Below are 18,338 nucleotides of genomic sequence, written 5' to 3' on the forward strand. Positions count from 1 at the left end.
ATATAGGGGGAAATGAAAATGGCAAAAGTTTATTATGAGAAAGATGTAACAGTAAATGTATTAAAGGAAAAGAAAGTAGCAATCATCGGATATGGCTCGCAAGGTCATGCACATGCGCAAAATTTACGTGATAACGGATTTGATGTAGTAGTAGGTTTAAGAAAAGGTAAGTCTTGGAATAAAGCGAATGAAGATGGATTTTCTGTATATACAGTAGCAGAAGCAGCGGAAAAAGCTGATGTAGTAATGATTCTACTGCCTGATGAATTACAACCAGAAGTATATGAAGCTGAAATTGCACCAAATTTACAGGCTGGAAACTCCCTCGTGTTCGCACATGGATTTAATGTTCACTTTGATCAAGTAAAACCACCAGCTAATGTAGATGTATTTCTAGTAGCGCCAAAAGGACCGGGGCATCTCGTACGCCGTACGTTCGCCGAGGGCGGGGCTGTTCCTGCATTATTTGCAGTATATCAAGATGCAACAGGAGTTGCGACTGAAAAAGCACTTTCTTATGCTGACGGAATTGGAGCAACGAGAGCTGGTGTACTAGAAACGACGTTTAAAGAAGAAACAGAAACAGATTTATTTGGAGAGCAAGCTGTACTCTGCGGCGGAGTGACTGCACTTGTAAAAGCAGGGTTTGAAACGTTAGTTGATGCAGGATATCAGCCTGAACTTGCATATTTTGAATGTTTACATGAACTGAAGCTAATCGTTGACCTTATGTACGAAGGTGGACTTGAAAATATGAGATATTCAGTTTCAGATACAGCGCAGTGGGGAGACTTCGTATCAGGACCACGCGTTGTTACTGAAGATACGAAGAAAGCGATGGGGGCAGTATTAGCAGAAATTCAAGATGGTACATTTGCAAGAGGCTGGATTGCAGAGCATAAAGCAGGAAGACCAAATTTCCATGCGACAAATGAGAAAGAGAATAAACATGAAATCGAAGTAGTTGGACGTAAATTACGTGAAATGATGCCTTTCGTACAGCCGCGAGTAAAGGTAGGGGTTAAATAATATGAAGCAGGTTTTGTTCATGGATACAACGCTTCGTGATGGCGAACAATCACCAGGAGTAAATTTAAATGAACAAGAGAAATTACAAATTGCTAGGCAATTAGAGAGGCTTGGTATTCATGTAATGGAAGCTGGATTCGCGGCAGCTTCCGAAGGTGACTTTCAATCGGTAAAACGTATTGCGAATACAATTCAAAATGCTACGGTTATGAGTTTAGCTAGAGCGAAAGAAAGTGACATTCGAAGAGCATATGAAGCTGTGAAAGGTGCTGTATCTCCTCGTCTACACGTATTTTTAGCTACGAGTGATATTCATATGAAATATAAACTTTGTATGTCAAAAGAAGATGTGTTAAATAGTATTCATCGCTCGGTTACGCTTGGAAAATCATTATTTCCGACAGTACAATTTTCTGCAGAAGATGCGACAAGAACATCGAGAGCATTTTTAGCTGAAGCAGTAGAAATTGCAATTCGAGCAGGAGCGAATGTAATTAATATTCCGGATACAGTTGGATATACGAATCCAGAAGAGTATTATTCTCTTTTTAAATACTTACAAGAATCCGTTCCATCATATGAAAAAGCGATTTTTTCTTGTCATTGTCACGATGATCTTGGTATGGCAGTAGCAAATTCGTTAGCTGCGGTTGAAGGAGGAGCATTGCAAGTAGAAGGAACGATTAATGGCATTGGAGAAAGAGCAGGGAATGCAGCGTTAGAAGAAGTTGCGGTAGCTCTTCATATTAGAAAAGATTTTTATAAAGCAGAGCCTTCAATGACTTTAAAAGAAATTAAGGCGACGAGTATATTAGTAAGCAGGTTAACGGGTATGGTTGTACCGAAAAATAAAGCAATCGTTGGAGCGAATGCATTTGCTCATGAATCGGGCATTCACCAAGACGGGGTTTTAAAAGAAGTAACAACTTATGAAATTATCGAACCAGCGCTTATAGGAGAATCTCAAAATCTCTTTGTACTTGGGAAACATTCTGGCCGTCATGCGTTTACGGAAAAAATGAAAGAGCTTGGTTATGAATTTACAAATGAAGAGCGAGATGCGGCATTCGAAGCATTTAAAAAGTTGGCTGATCGTAAAAAGGAAATTACTGAAGAAGATTTACGCGCACTTATGCTTGGTGAAGCAGCATTTGCAGCTCAGCAATATAACATTACGCAATTACAAGTGCATTTCGTATCAAATAGTACACAATGCGCAACAGTTGTGCTGAAGGATGAGGAAGGAAATGTATATGAAGATGCAGCCACTGGTTCTGGTAGTATTGAAGCGATATACAATGCGATTCAAAGAATTTTAGGATTAGAATGTGAATTGGCAGATTATCGCATACAATCTATTACACAAGGTCAAGATGCACTTGCTCACGTTCATGTTGAATTAAAAGAAGGTAGTCACCAAATATCAGGTTTCGGAGTTGCGCAAGACGTATTGGAAGCGTCGGCGAGAGCTTATGTCCATGCAGCAGGGAAATTAAAATCTCTTATAGCGCTTGTGAAATAAATATTTGATAGGTGAGAGAAGCTTTCCTCACCTATCAAATTAAAGTTCTGAAAATTCAGTTAAAAGGAGTGTTAAAAATGGAAAAACGTATCGTTTGTTTAGCTGGTGATGGTGTTGGTCCAGAAGTAATGGAAAGTGCGAAGGAAGTATTGCGTATGGTAGAAAGGCTATATGGACATCATTTTTATTTGCAAGATGAGTACTTTGGTGGTGTTGCTATCGATTTAACTGGGCAACCATTACCACAGCGAACACTTGCCGCCTGTTTAGCGAGTGATGCGGTTTTACTTGGAGCAGTAGGTGGACCAAGGTGGGATAGTGCGAAAGAAAGGCCTGAGAAAGGATTATTAGCATTAAGAAAAGGACTCGGTGTATTTGCGAATGTTCGCCCTGTAACGGTAGAAAGTGCAACTGCACATTTATCACCATTAAAAAACGCTGATGAAATTGATTTCGTTGTCGTTCGTGAATTAACAGGCGGAATTTATTTTTCTTATCCGAAAGAGCGAACGGAAGAAGTGGCGACAGATACACTTACGTATCATCGCCATGAAATTGAACGTATCGTTTCGTATGCTTTTCAATTAGCGAATAAGCGGAAGAAAAAAGTAACATCTATTGATAAAGCGAATGTTTTAGAGTCTAGTAAATTATGGAGAACTGTGACAGAAGAAGTAGCACTTCGCTACCCAAATGTGGAAGTAGAACACATTTTAGTAGATGCAGCAGCTATGGAATTAATTCGGAATCCAGGAAGATTTGACGTTATTGTAACGGAAAATTTATTTGGTGATATTTTAAGTGATGAGGCTTCAGTATTAGCTGGATCATTAGGAATGCTTCCATCAGCAAGTCACGCTGAAAAGGGGCCTTCATTATACGAGCCTATTCACGGATCAGCACCGGATATTGCGGGGAAAAATAAGGCGAATCCAATTGCGATGATGCGTTCTGTTGCAATGATGCTTGGGCAATCGTTCGGATTAACGAGAGAAGGATATTCAATTGAAGAAGCAGTTTCTGCAGTCCTTAAATCAGGAAAATGTACAGCAGATATCGGGGGGACTGAAACGACAACTTCATTTACAAAGGCAGTTATTCAAGAAATGGAAGAGCAAGCGTTAGTAGGGAGAGGAAGATAATGGGGAAAAGGTTACTAGATAAGCTTTGGGAAAGACATGTAGTTGCGACTAATGAAAATGGATTGGATTTATTATATATCGATCTACATCTTGTTCATGAAGTAACGTCACCGCAAGCCTTTGAAGGCTTGCGGCTTACAAATCGAACAGTCCGCAGACCAGATTTAACATTTGCAACGATGGATCATAATATTCCAACGAAAGATGTTTGGAATATTACCGACCGCATTGCGAAGCAGCAACTAGATACACTTCGGGAAAACTGTAAACAATTTCAGGTGCCATTAGCGGATATCGGAGATGAAGAGCAAGGGATCGTTCATGTAATAGGACCAGAACTTGGACTCACACAGCCAGGAAAAACGATTGTTTGTGGTGATAGTCATACAGCAACACACGGTGCTTTTGGCGCACTAGCGTTTGGTATTGGTACGAGTGAAGTGGAACATGTATTGGCGACGCAAACGTTATGGCAACGAAAGCCGAAAGCAATGGGCATTGAGTTAAAAGGAAAGTTACCGCAAGGTGTTTATGCGAAAGATATTATTTTACACCTTCTTTCAAAGTACGGAGTAGCAGTTGGAACAGGTTACGTAATGGAATTTTACGGAGAGGCCATTCATGCTATGGATATGGAAGAGAGGATGACGCTTTGCAATATGGCAATTGAAGGGGGAGCAAAGGCTGGCATTATTGCACCAGATGAAAAAACGGTTGCTTACGTAAAAGGGCGTAAATATGCACCGAAAGACTATGAATCTATTAAGAAAAAATGGTCAGAACTTTATACAGATTTAGATGCAGTTTATGATTTACATATTCTAGTAGATGTTACGGATTTAGCACCGTACGTTACGTGGGGAACAAATCCTAGTATGGGTGTTCGGATCGATGAGAAATTGCCAGAAAAGCATGATGCAAATGACGAAAGAGCGTTTTCTTATATGGGGTTGAGTCCCGGACAAAGTACGTATGACATTCCAGTTCAACATGTTTTCATTGGATCTTGTACAAATTCTAGGCTTTCTGATTTAGAAATTGCTGCATCTGTCGTGAAAGGTAAAAAAGTAAAAGAAGGCGTGCGAGCACTTGTTGTACCTGGATCTCAAAGGGTAAGAGAAGCAGCGATGCATAAAGGATTACATCGCATATTTGAAGAAGCTGGATTTGAATGGAGAGAGCCCGGATGCTCAATGTGTCTAGGTATGAATCCAGATCAAGTGCCTGAAGGGGAACATTGTGCCTCTACGTCAAATCGCAATTTTGAAGGAAGACAAGGAAAGGGAGCACGAACGCATTTAGTTAGCCCGGCAATGGCGGCAGCGGCTGCGTTATATGGTCATTTTGTTGATATTAGAAAGGAGAGTTATGATGGAGCCATTTCGTATTCATAAAGGTACTGCCGCAGTACTGATGAATGATAACATTGATACAGATCAAATTATTCCGAAGCAATATTTAAAGAGAATTGAAAGAACTGGGTTTGGGAAGTTTTTATTTGATGAGTGGCGATATGATAATAATCGCCAAGAAAACCCTAATTTCCCGCTTAATGCACAAGAAAGAAAAGGAGCCAGTATATTAATCACAGGCGATAATTTTGGATGTGGCTCGTCAAGAGAACATGCTCCATGGGCACTTGCTGATTATGGTTTCCGCGTTATTATCGCTGGAGGATTTGCCGATATCTTTTATATGAATTGTATGAAAAATGGCATGTTACCGATTGTAATGGATAAAGATATGCGTGAACAACTTGCTAAAACAGATGCGAGAGAACAAATCACAGTTGATTTAGAAAATGAAATAATGACAACGAATACGCATAGATTCCATTTTACAATCGAGAAAATGTGGAAAGAGAAGTTATTAAATGGTTTAGATGAAATTAGTATTACAATGCAATATGAACAAGAAATAAAAGAGTATGAAAGAAAAATGGCTTTACATTAAAAAAATGACGGAATATTAAAAATGTATTTACATTCAAAATTAACTGTTATATACTATGTGAAAATCAGAGGAGAAAGGGAGTAAGTATTATGAATATCGTGCAATCTATTACAATGCTTACACAACTACATCATCATACATGAAACCCTTGAACCTAGCGTGAAAACGTGTAGGTACAAGGGTTATTCCCGTTGTACCTACACTCTACTGAAGAGCCTTGTAGGTATTTTGTCTACAAGGCTCTTTTTATTTTCGGCTTAGGGGAATGAAATAGGCATACATTAGAAGGGGAAAGGTGTGAAAATTTAGATGACAAAATGGAAACGGGCAAATCCAAATGGAACGAGAGATTATTTATTCGAAGAATGTACGTTAATTGAAGAAGTAGAACAAAAATTAAGGCTTACTTTTTTAGAGAGAGGTTATGAAGAAATAAGAACACCTACAATTGAATTTTATGACGTTTTTGCATTTCAAAATAGACCGATAGATGAAGAGAAGATGTATAAATTTTTTGATGAAAAGGGAAGGATTATCGTTTTACGTCCAGATATGACAATTCCTTTAGCGAGAGTTATTGGAACACAGAGATGGGATACGCCACTTAAAGTGACGTATAGCGGGAATGTATTTCGAGCGAATGAATCCCATTCTGGAAAATATAATGAAATCGTACAAAGTGGTATTGAAGTTATCGGGATTGATAATGTAAGAGCTGAAATTGAATGTGTAATAAGTGTCATTCAAGCACTTCAAAAGTTGAAGGTGCAATCTTTTACAATTGAGATTGGGCAAGTACAGTTATATAAATGTATTGTAAAAAAACTCTCCATCCATGATGAAGAAGAAAGGGTACTTAGAACGTATATAGAAAGTAAAAATTATGCAGCCCTCTCAAATTTTATCGGAGAAAAGAAATTAAATCGATGCGATGAGACAGTAAGGTTACTTGAGAAATTGCCAAGGCTATTTGGAAATTTAGAAGTTATTGAGGAAGCAGAAAAGCTTGCTTCAAGTAATGAAATGAAAATGGCAATTGCAAGAATAAAAGAAATGTATGAAACAATTGAAACGTTAGGATATGGTTCTTATATATCAATTGATTTGGGCATGATTCAACACTTAGATTACTATACGGGTGTTATTTTCAAAGGATATATATATGAAATTGGAGAAGAAATCGTTAGTGGCGGAAGATACGATGAGCTAATTGGCAATTTTGGAGAAATGCTGCCAGCTGTTGGACTCGCGGTACAAGTAAATCAAATTGTGAAGGCGCTGCAAGAGCAGCAAGAACCATATGAACGAAATCAAATTGATATTGTGATTCATTATGAGTTAAATAGATTAGCGGAAGCAGAAAGGTTACGAAATTTACTTCGAAAGGATGGGAAGAATGCTTGGTTATCTCTATTCTCTAATTTAAGCGATACCTTTCAATTTGCAAGAAAAAATAAAATAGGAACGGTTGTTGAGGCAAAGAATGAATATTTAGTGGAATATGTATGGAATGAGAAATGGGTAGTCCAGAAAGAAGGAGAGGCTTCATGCGTAACATTCAAATTGCGTTAACGAAAGGAAGATTAGAAAAACATGTCATTCCACTTTTTGAGCAGATTGGAATTGATTGTTCCGAGCTCAAAAATAAAGGTCGGAAGCTTGTATTTCAAAGTAAAAATACAAATATTTCATTTATTTTAGTAAAAGCGGTTGATGTTGCTACTTATGTAGAACATGGGGTAGCTGATATTGGCATCGTTGGAAAAGATATTTTAATGGAAAACGAGAAAGATATTTATGAAATGCTGGATTTAGGAGTGGGGATTTGTAAGTTTTGTGTTGCTTCTATTCCTACGTATAATCCGAAGAGTTACCGAAAAAAAAGAATTGCTACGAAATACCCGCATATTACTTCTACTTATTTTCATGATAAGGGAGAGGATGTAGAAATTATTAAAATAGAAGGTTCTGTAGAAATCGCTCCTCTTCTTGGATTGGCGGATGCAATTGTAGATATTGTTGAAACAGGAAAAACATTACAAGAGAATGGACTCATTGTATTTGAGGAAATGCACTCTATATCAGCTCGGATGATTGTGAATAAGGCAGCTTTAAAAACTAAAAAAGACGAAATATTCAGTATTATAAATATGATGGAGCAAGAAATCTTATCAGGGAAATAGGAGGATTTAAAGTGGAAATCATTTATGAAGATTTTAAGGAGGCATTATCTAAAATAAAAGTGCTAAGAGAAAACGCTAATATAATAGAAGAAACTGTTCAAAGAAGTGTAAGAGAAATCATTAGACATGTAAGGGAAGGGAATGATGAGGCTTTATCTTTCTATACAAAAAAGTTTGATGGTGTAGAGATGAAAAATTTTCGTGTAAGTGAAGAAGAAATACAGCAAGCGAGTATGTTTGTAGAGAATTCATTTTTAGAAGCTTTAAAAGAGGCGAAGAAAAACATTGTTTCGTATCACGAAAAGCAAAAGAAGTATTCAATATTCGATTGTGAAAGTAAAGGCATAATTAGAGGGCAGCTTATTCGGCCATTAGAAAATGTAGGTGTATATGTACCGGGTGGGACAGCCTCATATCCTTCTTCAGTATTAATGAATGTATTGCCGGCGAAACTTGCAGGTGTGAAAAAGATTGTAATGGTAACACCGCCGAGGAAAGGGGGAATTGATCCTCATATATTAGCTGCTGCAAATCTTGCGGGAGTAGATGAAATTTATACGATAGGTGGCGCACAAGCAATTGCTGCTTTAGCATACGGGACGGAATCGATTCCGAAAGTGGATAAAATAGTTGGACCGGGAAATTTGTACGTCGCTCTAGCGAAACGAGAAGTATACGGGATAGTAAATATCGATATGATTGCTGGTCCATCAGAAATTGTAGTTGTCGCGGATGAAACAGGTAATGCAAAATATATCGCAGCGGATTTATTATCGCAAGCAGAGCATGATGAGAGAGCAACGGCGATTTGTATTACAACGAATATGGAACTAGCTAAAGAAGTAGAAAAAGAGGTAGAAAGACAGTTAGAAACGTTACCAAGAAGTGAAATTGCACGTGAATCAATAAATAGAAATGGAGCCATCTTTATCGTTGCTTCTTTAGAGGAGGCACTAAAGTTATCAAATAAAATTGCTCCAGAACATTTAGAGTTACATATAAAAGAACCGATGAATGCTCTAGATTATGTGAAACATGCAGGCTCTATTTTCCTTGGGCCATATGCACCTGAACCGCTCGGGGATTATTTGGCGGGACCGAATCATGTATTACCAACGAGCGGAACGGCAAGATTTTTTTCTCCGTTATCAGTCGATGATTTTGTGAAAAAATCAAGTTTTATTTCTTATACAGAGGAAGCATTAAAAAATGTACAGCATCATATTGTAGAGCTTGCAAATAAAGAAGGGTTACATGCACATGCGAGAGCAATCCAAATAAGGTTTGAGGAGGAAAAATAATGCGTCAGTCCAGTCAAGCACGTGAGACGACAGAAACAAAAATTAAATTAAGTTTGCAGCTTGATGAAAGTACGAGTGTATCTATTCAAACGGGGGTTGGTTTTTTCGATCATATGCTGACTTTATTTGCTAGACATGGAAGATTTGGATTGCAAGTTGAGGCAGAAGGTGATGTATTTGTCGATGCACATCACACCGTTGAAGATGTTGGAATTGTACTCGGAAATTGCTTGAAAGAAGCATTGCAAAATAAAGAAGGAATTAATCGTTACGGTTCCGCGTATGTACCGATGGATGAATCTTTAGGATTTGTTGCAATTGATATAAGTGGACGCTCATATTGTGTATTTCAAGGGGAATTAACAAATCCGAAGCTCGGGGATTTTGATACAGAATTGACGGAAGAATTTTTTAGAGCAGTTGCACATGCTGCCAATATTACATTACATGCGCGCGTTCTATACGGAAGTAATACACATCACAAAATTGAAGCATTATTTAAAGCTTTTGGTAGAGCGCTTAGAGAAGCGGTCGAAAAAAATGCCAACATTACTGGTGTAAATTCAACGAAAGGGATGTTGTAATTGATTGCCATTATAGATTATGGAATGGGGAATATTCGCAGTGTAGAGCAAGCATTAAAATATATTGAGGCAGAGTACATTGTAACGAGTGATAAAGAAGAGATATTGAGAAGCGATGGCGTGATTCTACCGGGAGTAGGTGCATTTCCGAAAGCGATGGAAGTATTAAAAGAAAGAGATTTAGTGTGTGTACTAAAAGAAGTTTGTGACATAGGAAAACCACTCCTCGGTATATGTTTGGGCATGCAACTTTTATTTGAACGAAGTGAGGAACTAAAAGATTGTAGCGGGTTAGGTTTACTACCAGGTGAAATTCGGAAGTTAAAAGTTTCGTATAAAATTCCTCATATGGGATGGAATGAATTAAGGAAGGAAAGAGAATTTCCGCTTTGGAATGGATTAGTGGATGGTTCTTTCGTGTATTATGTTCACTCATATTACGCGGATTGTCCAGATGAAATTGTATGCGGAGTAAGTGATTATGGAATGCAAATACCAGGGTTTGTCGCGAAAGGAAATGTATTTGGTACACAGTTTCATCCAGAAAAAAGTGGCGAAATTGGCATGCAAATATTAAAAAATTTTCAAGGAGTGGTAGAAGCATGGAAATCTTCCCAGCTATCGATTTAAAAGAAGGGCGATGCGTTAGACTTTATCAAGGAGAGTTTAGTAAAGAAACGGTGATGAATGAAGATCCGGTAGCGCAGGCGATCATATTTGAAAAGCTTGGAGCGGAAATACTACACATTGTTGATTTAGACGGTGCAATTGCTGGCGAGTCGTTAAATTTGCCCGTCATTGAAAAAATCTGCAAGGCGGTACGTATTCCTGTGCAAGTGGGAGGAGGAATTCGTTCACTTGTAACGGTGGAGAAGTTATTGTCAGCAGGTGTAGAAAAAGTGATTTTAGGAACAGCAGCTCTTTATGATAATTCATTTTTAGAGGAAGCAGTTCGTCTATATAAAGAGAAAATCATTGTTGGAATTGATGCGAAAAATGGTTTCGTAGCAACGAGAGGTTGGCTTGATCTGTCTGAAATTTCTTACGTTAGTTTAGCGAAACAAATGGAAAGTTTAGGTGTTCAAACGATTGTGTTTACAGACATTTCGAAAGACGGGACGCTTACAGGTCCAAATTTTGAACAATTAGCGATACTTCAAAAAAGTGTGGGCATTCGTCTCATCGCCTCTGGAGGAGTGGCATCTATTCAAGATGTGAAAAAGTTAAATGATATGAATATATATGGTGTCATAATTGGAAAGGCGCTTTACGAGAAAACGATTGATTTAGAAGAAGTGTTACAGGTAACGAAGTTATGTTAGCGAAACGAATCATTCCATGTCTAGATGTGAAAGAAGGGCGAGTCGTAAAGGGTGTAAATTTTATAGGATTACAAGATGTCGGTAATCCGGTTGAAATAGCTGAAGCATATAACGAGGCAGGGGCAGATGAAATCGTATTTTTAGATATTACAGCGACTCATGAAGGAAGAAAAACGATTATAGATGTTGTAGAAAAAACAGCAGCTAAAGTATTTATTCCTCTTACGGTTGGCGGGGGGATTTCAAGTGTGAAAGATATGTACAATTTACTAAGAGCTGGAGCAGACAAAGTTTCAATAAACTCAGCGGCAGTGCGAAACCCGAAGCTTATAGAAGAAGGGGCAGAACACTTTGGATCACAATGTATTGTCGTGGCAATTGATGCTAGAAAAGTAGCAGAAGGTAAATGGAACGTATACGTCAACGGCGGAAGAGTTGACACAGGAATGGATGCCATAGAATGGGCGAAGCGTGTTGTTAAACTTGGGGCAGGTGAAATTTTGTTAACGAGTATGGATGCAGATGGAACGAAAAGCGGATATGACCTTCGTTTAACAGAAGAAATTTCAAAAAGTGTTTCCATTCCAGTCATCGCATCAGGGGGCTGTGGTCATACGGATCACATTATAGAAGTTTTTCAAAAGACAACAGTTGATGCAGCGTTAGCGGCATCCATCTTTCATTATGGTGAGGCGACAGTGCAGAGTGTAAAGCGAAAATTAAGAGATGCAAATGTTGAGGTGCGGTTATGAAACCTAATTTTTCAAAAGGATTAATACCAGCAATTGTCATCGAAGAAGGTACGAAAGAAGTTTTAATGCTAGCTTATATGAATGAAGAAGCATATGAAAAAACGTTAGAGACGAAAAGAACATGGTTTTATTCTCGTTCGAGGCAGTCGTTATGGAATAAGGGGGAAACATCAGGGAATCTTCAATATGTGCAATCTTTATATTTAGATTGTGATCAAGATTCAATTGTTGTGAATGTGAAACAAGTAGGACCTGCTTGTCATACGGGAGAGAAGACATGTTTTCACTATCAAATTATATAGGGGGATACATATGGAAAATGCCTTTAAGTTGCTGTATAAAATAATTGAAGAACGAAAGGAAAGCCCACTTCCTGAATCGTATACAAATTATTTATTTTCAAAAGGAGAAGATAAAATTTTAAAGAAAATTGGTGAAGAGTGTGCTGAAGTAATTATCGCATGTAAAAATAATGATAAAGAAGAAGTAGTGAAAGAAATGGTTGATGTATTTTATCACTGTTTCGTTTTATTAGCTGAAAAAAATATTACATTGGAAGATGTCATGCGAGAGGTGAAAGAACGAAATGGAAAGCTTTCGAGAGTTGGGGATAGAAGGGAAATAGATACATTATAAGGGGGAATGTATATGAAAGTAGATTATCATCTTCACTTAGAAGAAGGACCGTATTCAATAGGATGGCTTGCTAAAATAAATGAAGCGCTGGAACGTTATGAACCGCTTCAAGAAAGGCATTCTATTGATTGGCTTATGAAAACACAAGAGCGTTTGCAAAAGCGTGTGAAGGAAGGGCCATTTACAACAGAATGGATGGACCTCTATTTAGAAGAAGCTGTGCGAAAAGGTATAACAGAAGTTGGGATTGTTGATCATTTATATCGTTTTCATGAAGCGAAAGGATATTATGAAAAATATGTAGATATTAGTGATTCTAAGCTCGGTCGTATACAGAAGGAATGGTTAGATCAAGTAAGGGTAGTTTCACTGTATGATTTTACAAAGGGCATTGAAGAGGCGAAAGAACGATGGAGTAAAAGAGGTGTCACACTTAAACTTGGAATTGAAGCGGATTATTTTATTGGTTGTGAAGGAGAGTTAAAAGAATTATTAGCGCTAGGAGACTTTGATTATATAATTGGTTCCGTTCATTTTTTAAATGGCTGGGGATTTGATAATCCAGATACGAAAGAATATTTTGAGAAGCATGACCTACGCGCATTATATGATATGTTTTTTAAAACAGTTGAGAGTGCGATTCGTACCGAGTTATTTGATATTATCGCTCATCTTGATAATATAAAGGTATTTAATTATCGATTGGATGAGAATGAACAGCTTTCTTATTATGAGGAAATTGCCTGTGCGTTAGTAGAAACGAATACGGCAACAGAAATAAATGCAGGATTATACTATCGTTATCCTGTTCGTGAAATGTGCCCAAGTCCACTATATTTACAAGTATTAGCTAAGTATGGTGTTCCAATTACGATTTCTTCGGATGCCCATTATCCAAATGATTTAGGGAATTATGTACAAGAAAATGTACAAACATTACTAGCTCACGGTGTTACTCAGGTTGCAACATTTACGAAGCGAGCAAGAGTAATGAGGTCGCTTGAAGAAGAAGTAACAAATTCAAAATGAAACGCAATTTTTTGATGAAAACCGTCCTTTTTGTTCAAAATAAGAAAGAATGAAAAGGAGGGTAAGAAATGGCGAAACAACAAAATAAACAAAATGTACAAGGTGCACAGCAACAAGCTTATACTTCTGAAACGAATGCTGAATCTCAATCGGTTATTGAGGAGCAAATTAGCGATACGGTTGCAGAAGGAACGATTGATGTGAAGCTTGGAAAAGAATCGCAGGAAAAAGCGTAAGAAAAGGGGAGAGTTGCATCTCCTCTTTTTTCATGGAAAAGTGTCGATTTTTAAAACTATAATCAAATTCCTTGGTTTTTATATGTGGATTTCTTACAATGAAATATAAGAGATATCTTATTTTCTATAGAAGAGGTGTTAGTAGTGGCAAAAATATTAGTAGCGGGAAAAATTCCGGAAATTGGATTAGAACTATTAAAAGATCATGATGTAGAAATGTACGATAAAGAGGAGTTAATTTCTATAGATGAATTAACAGAGCGTGTAAAAGATAAAGATGCATTGTTAAGTTTACTTTCGACAAAGGTGCCAAAAGAAGTTATTGATGCAGCCCCTCATTTAAAGATTGTTGCAAACTATGGTGCTGGTTACGACAATATTGATTACACGTATGCGGGCGAAAAAGGAATTGCAGTTACGAATACACCGAAAGTATCAACGGAAGCGACTGCAGAATTAACATTTGCACTTCTTTTAGCAGCGGCGCGTAGAATTCCTGAAGGGGATACGTTATGTCGTACGACTGGATTTAACGGATGGGCACCGTTATTTTTCTTAGGACGAGAAGTTCATGGTAAGACAATCGGAATTATAGGTCTTGGAGAAATCGGGAAGGCTGTTGCAAAACGTACGAAAGCATTTGGAATGGATGTTTTATATACAGGGCCAAATCGTAAGCTTGAAGCTGAAAGTGAGCTGGGGGCAACGTATGTGATGTTGGAAGAATTATTACAAACAGCAGACTTTATTACAATTAACTGTGCTTATAATCCAAAATTACATCATATGATTGATGAAGAGCAGTTTAAAATGATGAAGAAAACAGCGTATATTGTAAATGCTTCACGTGGGCCAATTATGAATGAAGCAGCACTTGCTCATGCATTAAAAACGAATGAAATTGAAGGAGCAGCTCTTGACGTGTTTGAATTTGAACCGAAAATTACAGAAGAGCTAAAAGAATTAAAGAATGTAGTACTTGCTCCACACGTAGGGAATGCAACATTTGAAACTCGTGATGCGATGGCTGAAATGGCTGTCAGAAATATTTTAGCTGTATTAAACGGTGAAGAGCCAGTAACACCTGTAAATCAAAAGGTATTAGTTACAAAATAAAAAGAAACCTTCCGGACTCGGAAGGTTTTCTTATTTTTCTTTATTCGCTTTTTTAGACGGTCTTTGTCTAATGAATTGAGATAACATGTACAAAATATATAGTGGAATGGCAATAAATAAGAAAACAGAAAAATTTCCAAATCCTGTTTGATACATTGTAATAATGATTCCAACTAAAAATAGTGTAATAATGATGCTATATCGTGGAATTGGTACATCTTTTAAACTTGGGATACGAATGCGGCTCACCATTAAAAATGCGAACGTTACAAATACGGTAATAAGAACGATTTTTGGAATGGTATGTGAAAATAATGTTAAGAAAGCAACAAGCCCTCCCGCTGCTGTAATCGGTACTCCAGTGAAATATTTCATTGAAGTAGAAGATGGTGTTACATTAAATCGTGCTAAACGATATGCTCCGAAAAGAGGGAATAATCCCGCTATGTATAATCCGATGATTCCGTAGTTTGAGAAAGATGTGTAATACATTAAAACAGCTGGTGCTGCACCAAATGTTACGACATCTGCAAGCGAGTCGAGCTCTTTTCCCATTTGTGAATCAACACGTAATAAACGAGCAACACGACCATCAAGACTATCTAACATCATCCCGATAAGTACTAAAATAGCAGCTGATTTATAATATCCTAAAGATGCATAGCCGATTGATAAAAATCCGCTATATAAATTTCCGAGCGTAAATAAGTTTGGAATAGCTGCTCTATACAAAATCTGATCCCTTGCTTTCTGTAATAAATTCTTAATTAGTGTATGAAAGTTTACTTATTTTATCATACCATAAATTTATTCCTCATACGAAAGAAATTACCAATTTGTGAAAGATTTCATAGAAGGATGGTTTGAAAATTAAGTGAAAATAAAAAGAGGAAGCAACTTGTATAAAGTTGCTTCCTTTACTATTCAAATTTCGTTGTCATCGTTCCAGTTTTATATCGATTATTAGGATCGAAGCGTAATAAATCTCCATAAATTAATTTATCGGAGAGTTTTAATTCTGTTTTTGCTTTTTCAATATACGGCTGACATAGCGTCATGTCAGCTTCTTCACCCGTACTTCTTTTGTAGCACATATTTTTTGTATAAACATACTCTTCAGAAACAAAGCTACCATCACGCATTACCATAAGCGGGTCTTTCTCTTTAATAAATAAGTCAGTTCCAAATTCAACGGATTTATTTGTTTTAATACCAAGTAAATGAAGGAGCGTTGGCTTAATATCAATTTGACCGGATACTTTAGAAACAACTTTTCCTTCTTGGCCAGGCACATGAATAATAAGAGGGACTCGTTGTAATTGCATAGAATCGAATGGTGTAATAGTATCTTTTCCTAGGAACTGTGCCATAGCTGCGTTATGGTTTTCGGAAATACCGTAATGATCACCATAGATGACAATAACGGAATTATCATACAATCCTTCTTCTTTTAATTGTTTAATAAATAATTTAAGAGCTTCATCTGTGTAACGAACAGTTGGGAAGTAGCGGTTTACAACACCACTTTCCGAGTTGAATTCATCAACATATTGATCTTCCGGATTTAGAAGAAATGGAAAATGATTTGTTAATGTAATAAATTTTGTATAGAACGGTTGCGGTAAAGATTTTAACTTTGGAATAGATTGTTCAAAGAACTCTTTATCTTTTAATCCCCAACCGACAGACATTTGCTCCGTTCCTGCGTAATCATTTAAATTAAAGTAACGATCATATCCAAGCGCAGGATACATTACATCCCGATTCCAAAACGTTTTATCATTTGAATGGAAGACGGCAGAAGAATATCCGTATTTCTTTAATTGTTCTGGTGTCGCTGTGTATTCATTTGTTGCATGAGTAAAGAATACAGAACCACGATCTAGCGGATAAAGTGAGTTTTCAACGATAAATTCAGCATCAGAAGTTTTACCTTGTCCAGTTTGATGATAGAAGTTATCGAAATAGAAACTATCCTTAATAAATTCATTTAAAAATGGTGTAATTTCTTTTCCATTTATTTTTTTATTAATAACAAAGCTTTGTGTAGATTCCATTGAAATTAAAATTACATTTTTACCTTTTGCAGCTCCAAATAAGTTTTTATCAACTCGTTTGTCTTTTGAGTCTGTATAGTTTTTAATTTCAGAAAACCCATCCCCACTTGCAAATACACGCTCAGCTGAGGACTTGGATTGAAGCGTAATATCAAATAGATGATATGTGTATAAACCTAAATTCTTCACGACAGTTTGACGGTCAAATGAGCGTGAGAACATTTGTGGTTTATAAATAACTGATACAACAATTTGTAGTGCTAATAAAGCTGTTACACCGCTAAAGAAAGTTCGCTTCTCTGAGCGGGAAAGTGGTGTTTTGTCGCCAAATGATGGGAATTTACGCGAAATAAACATTAAAATAATTGCATCTGCAAATAAAAGTAATGTTTTGTACGTAAAGAGTTCTTTTATACTTGTCCCTAAATCAGCCATATTGTTTGTTTGGAATAAAACTGGGAAAGTAACGAAATCGTTATAGAACCCATAAAACATTGCGTTTCCAAATAAAATAAATGACAGTATAAAACTGATTCCAATTATAATTCGGTTTCGGTGCTTAGATGCAAGTAAAGCTAAGCCGAAAAATAAAAGTAACGCAGCTAGTGGATTGATAAAAAGCATGAATTCTTCAAAGAAATTATCAATTTTAATATCAAATGCTAGCTTGTACACAATATATGTTTTAATCCATAGTAAAACGACTGCAACGAGTGCAAATCGCAGTTTTGGAAACAGATGTTGTAGCATAATATACTCCTCTCCTAAAAAGCATGACAGTTCTTGAGAGTCAGTTTGCTTAACGACTCATTTTATATATACGAACAGTCCTTTGTTATTATGATTATTATACTATGAGTATCATTATACGAAAATAAAAGAAGGTTGTGGGCTTTTTTATAATAATCGAGTAGAAAAAGAGTGGTGGGAGACAATAAAACAGAATTTCTATGTATGATAATTATTGTACGCAGAAAGAATCGCGTGATAATACGGAGGTTATAATGCGAAAATTATTATATTTTATAGCATGCAGTAGTGTTATACTTTTTACTTCACCGAGTGTGTCGGTAGCCCAATATGATGCACCTCTTATGGAAGATGCACTTTATTCTGTTTTATTTCCAAAAATAAATAAAGCAATTGAAAAACAATATGGAAGTTTGAAACCTTATCAATGTCCTAAAATTATTAGTTTAAAAAAAGTGTATAGCGGTACATATTTATTTCAAGCAAGTATTGAAGTGACAAAGTATGAACGTGTTGCTGGGAAAATTGCTCCACCATTTGAGAAGGTAACGATTACATTTAATAACGAAGAAGGCGAATGGGAAGTGACAAAGATTTCAGTAAAGCGCTTACCAAACGATACAAAACTAAACTGCAAAAAAACAATATAAAAAATTGTTTGACAAATAAAATGGTCCTTTGGTATTGTTAATAGCAACAATTAGATGTTTGAAAATTAAATAGACT

The 18,338-nt window shown here is 36.7% G+C and carries 20 protein-coding genes; 18 read left to right on the top strand and 2 right to left on the bottom strand.

The window, feature by feature from the left end:
• Positions 1 to 18 precede the first annotated feature (18 nt).
• The 17 genes from ilvC to HFD78_RS03000 all read left to right on the top strand — a co-directional run bounded on the left by ilvC (position 19) and on the right by HFD78_RS03000 (position 14,805).
• On the top strand, positions 19 to 1,029 hold the full coding sequence (ilvC, locus tag HFD78_RS02920; RefSeq protein WP_001151747.1) for a ketol-acid reductoisomerase: 1,011 nt from the start codon (positions 19 to 21) through the stop codon (positions 1,027 to 1,029).
• A 1-nt stretch (position 1,030) separates the two neighbouring features.
• Positions 1,031 to 2,551: a 2-isopropylmalate synthase gene (gene leuA / locus HFD78_RS02925; RefSeq protein WP_000815753.1), complete on the top strand. Its 1,521-nt coding sequence runs from the start codon at positions 1,031 to 1,033 to the stop codon at positions 2,549 to 2,551.
• A 77-nt stretch (positions 2,552 to 2,628) separates the two neighbouring features.
• Positions 2,629 to 3,693 (top strand): 3-isopropylmalate dehydrogenase, encoded by a 1,065-nt coding sequence (leuB, locus tag HFD78_RS02930; RefSeq protein ID WP_087966059.1) that lies wholly within the window; start codon positions 2,629 to 2,631, stop codon positions 3,691 to 3,693.
• On the top strand, positions 3,693 to 5,087 hold the full coding sequence (leuC, locus tag HFD78_RS02935; protein ID WP_000518102.1) for a 3-isopropylmalate dehydratase large subunit: 1,395 nt from the start codon (positions 3,693 to 3,695) through the stop codon (positions 5,085 to 5,087). The genes leuB and leuC overlap by 1 nt, the downstream gene beginning before the upstream one ends.
• The gene (gene leuD / locus HFD78_RS02940) at positions 5,065 to 5,646 is read left to right on the top strand and encodes a 3-isopropylmalate dehydratase small subunit (RefSeq protein WP_097862900.1); all 582 of its coding nucleotides are present in this window, start codon (positions 5,065 to 5,067) and stop codon (positions 5,644 to 5,646) included. Before leuC ends, leuD begins: the two co-directional genes overlap by 23 nt.
• Positions 5,647 to 5,955: 309 nt before the next feature.
• A complete protein-coding gene (locus HFD78_RS02945; RefSeq protein WP_000170293.1) occupies positions 5,956 to 7,218 on the top strand; it encodes an ATP phosphoribosyltransferase regulatory subunit in 1,263 nt (420 codons plus the stop codon).
• Entirely contained in the window at positions 7,194 to 7,829 is a 636-nt protein-coding gene (gene hisG, locus HFD78_RS02950) for an ATP phosphoribosyltransferase (protein WP_001244485.1), read from the top strand. Before HFD78_RS02945 ends, hisG begins: the two co-directional genes overlap by 25 nt.
• 11 nt (positions 7,830 to 7,840) lie before the next feature.
• On the top strand, positions 7,841 to 9,130 hold the full coding sequence (hisD, locus tag HFD78_RS02955; RefSeq protein WP_097813780.1) for a histidinol dehydrogenase: 1,290 nt from the start codon (positions 7,841 to 7,843) through the stop codon (positions 9,128 to 9,130).
• Positions 9,130 to 9,714, top strand: coding sequence for an imidazoleglycerol-phosphate dehydratase HisB (gene hisB, locus HFD78_RS02960; RefSeq protein WP_001249951.1), 585 nt, complete (start codon positions 9,130 to 9,132; stop codon positions 9,712 to 9,714). The genes hisD and hisB overlap by 1 nt, the downstream gene beginning before the upstream one ends.
• Positions 9,715 to 10,344: an imidazole glycerol phosphate synthase subunit HisH gene (hisH, locus tag HFD78_RS02965; RefSeq protein WP_097813781.1), complete on the top strand. Its 630-nt coding sequence runs from the start codon at positions 9,715 to 9,717 to the stop codon at positions 10,342 to 10,344. It begins immediately after the preceding gene.
• Entirely contained in the window at positions 10,317 to 11,036 is a 720-nt protein-coding gene (gene hisA, locus HFD78_RS02970; protein ID WP_000402299.1) for a 1-(5-phosphoribosyl)-5-[(5-phosphoribosylamino)methylideneamino]imidazole-4-carboxamide isomerase, read from the top strand. Before hisH ends, hisA begins: the two co-directional genes overlap by 28 nt.
• Complete coding sequence (hisF, locus tag HFD78_RS02975; protein ID WP_000880117.1) at positions 11,030 to 11,788, top strand: imidazoleglycerol phosphate synthase cyclase subunit; 759 nt, start codon at positions 11,030 to 11,032, stop codon at positions 11,786 to 11,788. The genes hisA and hisF overlap by 7 nt, the downstream gene beginning before the upstream one ends.
• A complete protein-coding gene (gene hisI / locus HFD78_RS02980; protein WP_000803961.1) occupies positions 11,785 to 12,090 on the top strand; it encodes a phosphoribosyl-AMP cyclohydrolase in 306 nt (101 codons plus the stop codon). The genes hisF and hisI overlap by 4 nt, the downstream gene beginning before the upstream one ends.
• 10 nt (positions 12,091 to 12,100) lie before the next feature.
• The gene (gene hisE, locus HFD78_RS02985) at positions 12,101 to 12,424 is read left to right on the top strand and encodes a phosphoribosyl-ATP diphosphatase (RefSeq protein ID WP_000426351.1); all 324 of its coding nucleotides are present in this window, start codon (positions 12,101 to 12,103) and stop codon (positions 12,422 to 12,424) included.
• 12 nt (positions 12,425 to 12,436) lie between these two features.
• Complete coding sequence (locus HFD78_RS02990; protein ID WP_016109656.1) at positions 12,437 to 13,453, top strand: histidinol phosphate phosphatase domain-containing protein; 1,017 nt, start codon at positions 12,437 to 12,439, stop codon at positions 13,451 to 13,453.
• Positions 13,454 to 13,521: 68 nt separating this feature from the next.
• On the top strand, positions 13,522 to 13,689 hold the full coding sequence (locus tag HFD78_RS02995) for a YozQ family protein (protein WP_001118880.1): 168 nt from the start codon (positions 13,522 to 13,524) through the stop codon (positions 13,687 to 13,689).
• A 144-nt stretch (positions 13,690 to 13,833) separates the two neighbouring features.
• Positions 13,834 to 14,805 (top strand): NAD(P)-dependent oxidoreductase, encoded by a 972-nt coding sequence (locus HFD78_RS03000; protein WP_097862901.1) that lies wholly within the window; start codon positions 13,834 to 13,836, stop codon positions 14,803 to 14,805.
• A gap of 30 nt (positions 14,806 to 14,835) precedes the next feature.
• On the opposite strand, the gene pssA is transcribed toward HFD78_RS03000, so the two are convergent.
• Entirely contained in the window at positions 14,836 to 15,537 is a 702-nt protein-coding gene (gene pssA, locus HFD78_RS03005) for a CDP-diacylglycerol--serine O-phosphatidyltransferase (protein ID WP_000285417.1), read from the bottom strand.
• A 188-nt stretch (positions 15,538 to 15,725) separates the two neighbouring features.
• Positions 15,726 to 17,612 carry an LTA synthase family protein gene (locus HFD78_RS03010; protein WP_016109657.1) on the bottom strand — a complete coding sequence of 629 codons (1,887 nt, stop codon included), beginning with the start codon at positions 17,610 to 17,612 and terminating at the stop codon, positions 15,726 to 15,728.
• Positions 17,613 to 17,866: 254 nt separating this feature from the next.
• Between HFD78_RS03010 and HFD78_RS03015 the strand changes: the two genes are divergently transcribed.
• Complete coding sequence (locus HFD78_RS03015; protein ID WP_001228823.1) at positions 17,867 to 18,262, top strand: DUF3888 domain-containing protein; 396 nt, start codon at positions 17,867 to 17,869, stop codon at positions 18,260 to 18,262.
• Positions 18,263 to 18,338 lie beyond the last annotated feature (76 nt).

This window comes from Bacillus sp. EKM501B, from assembly GCF_011800505.1.
In the GTDB taxonomy this organism is placed as follows: Bacteria; Bacillota; Bacilli; order Bacillales; family Bacillaceae_G; genus Bacillus_A; species Bacillus_A cereus.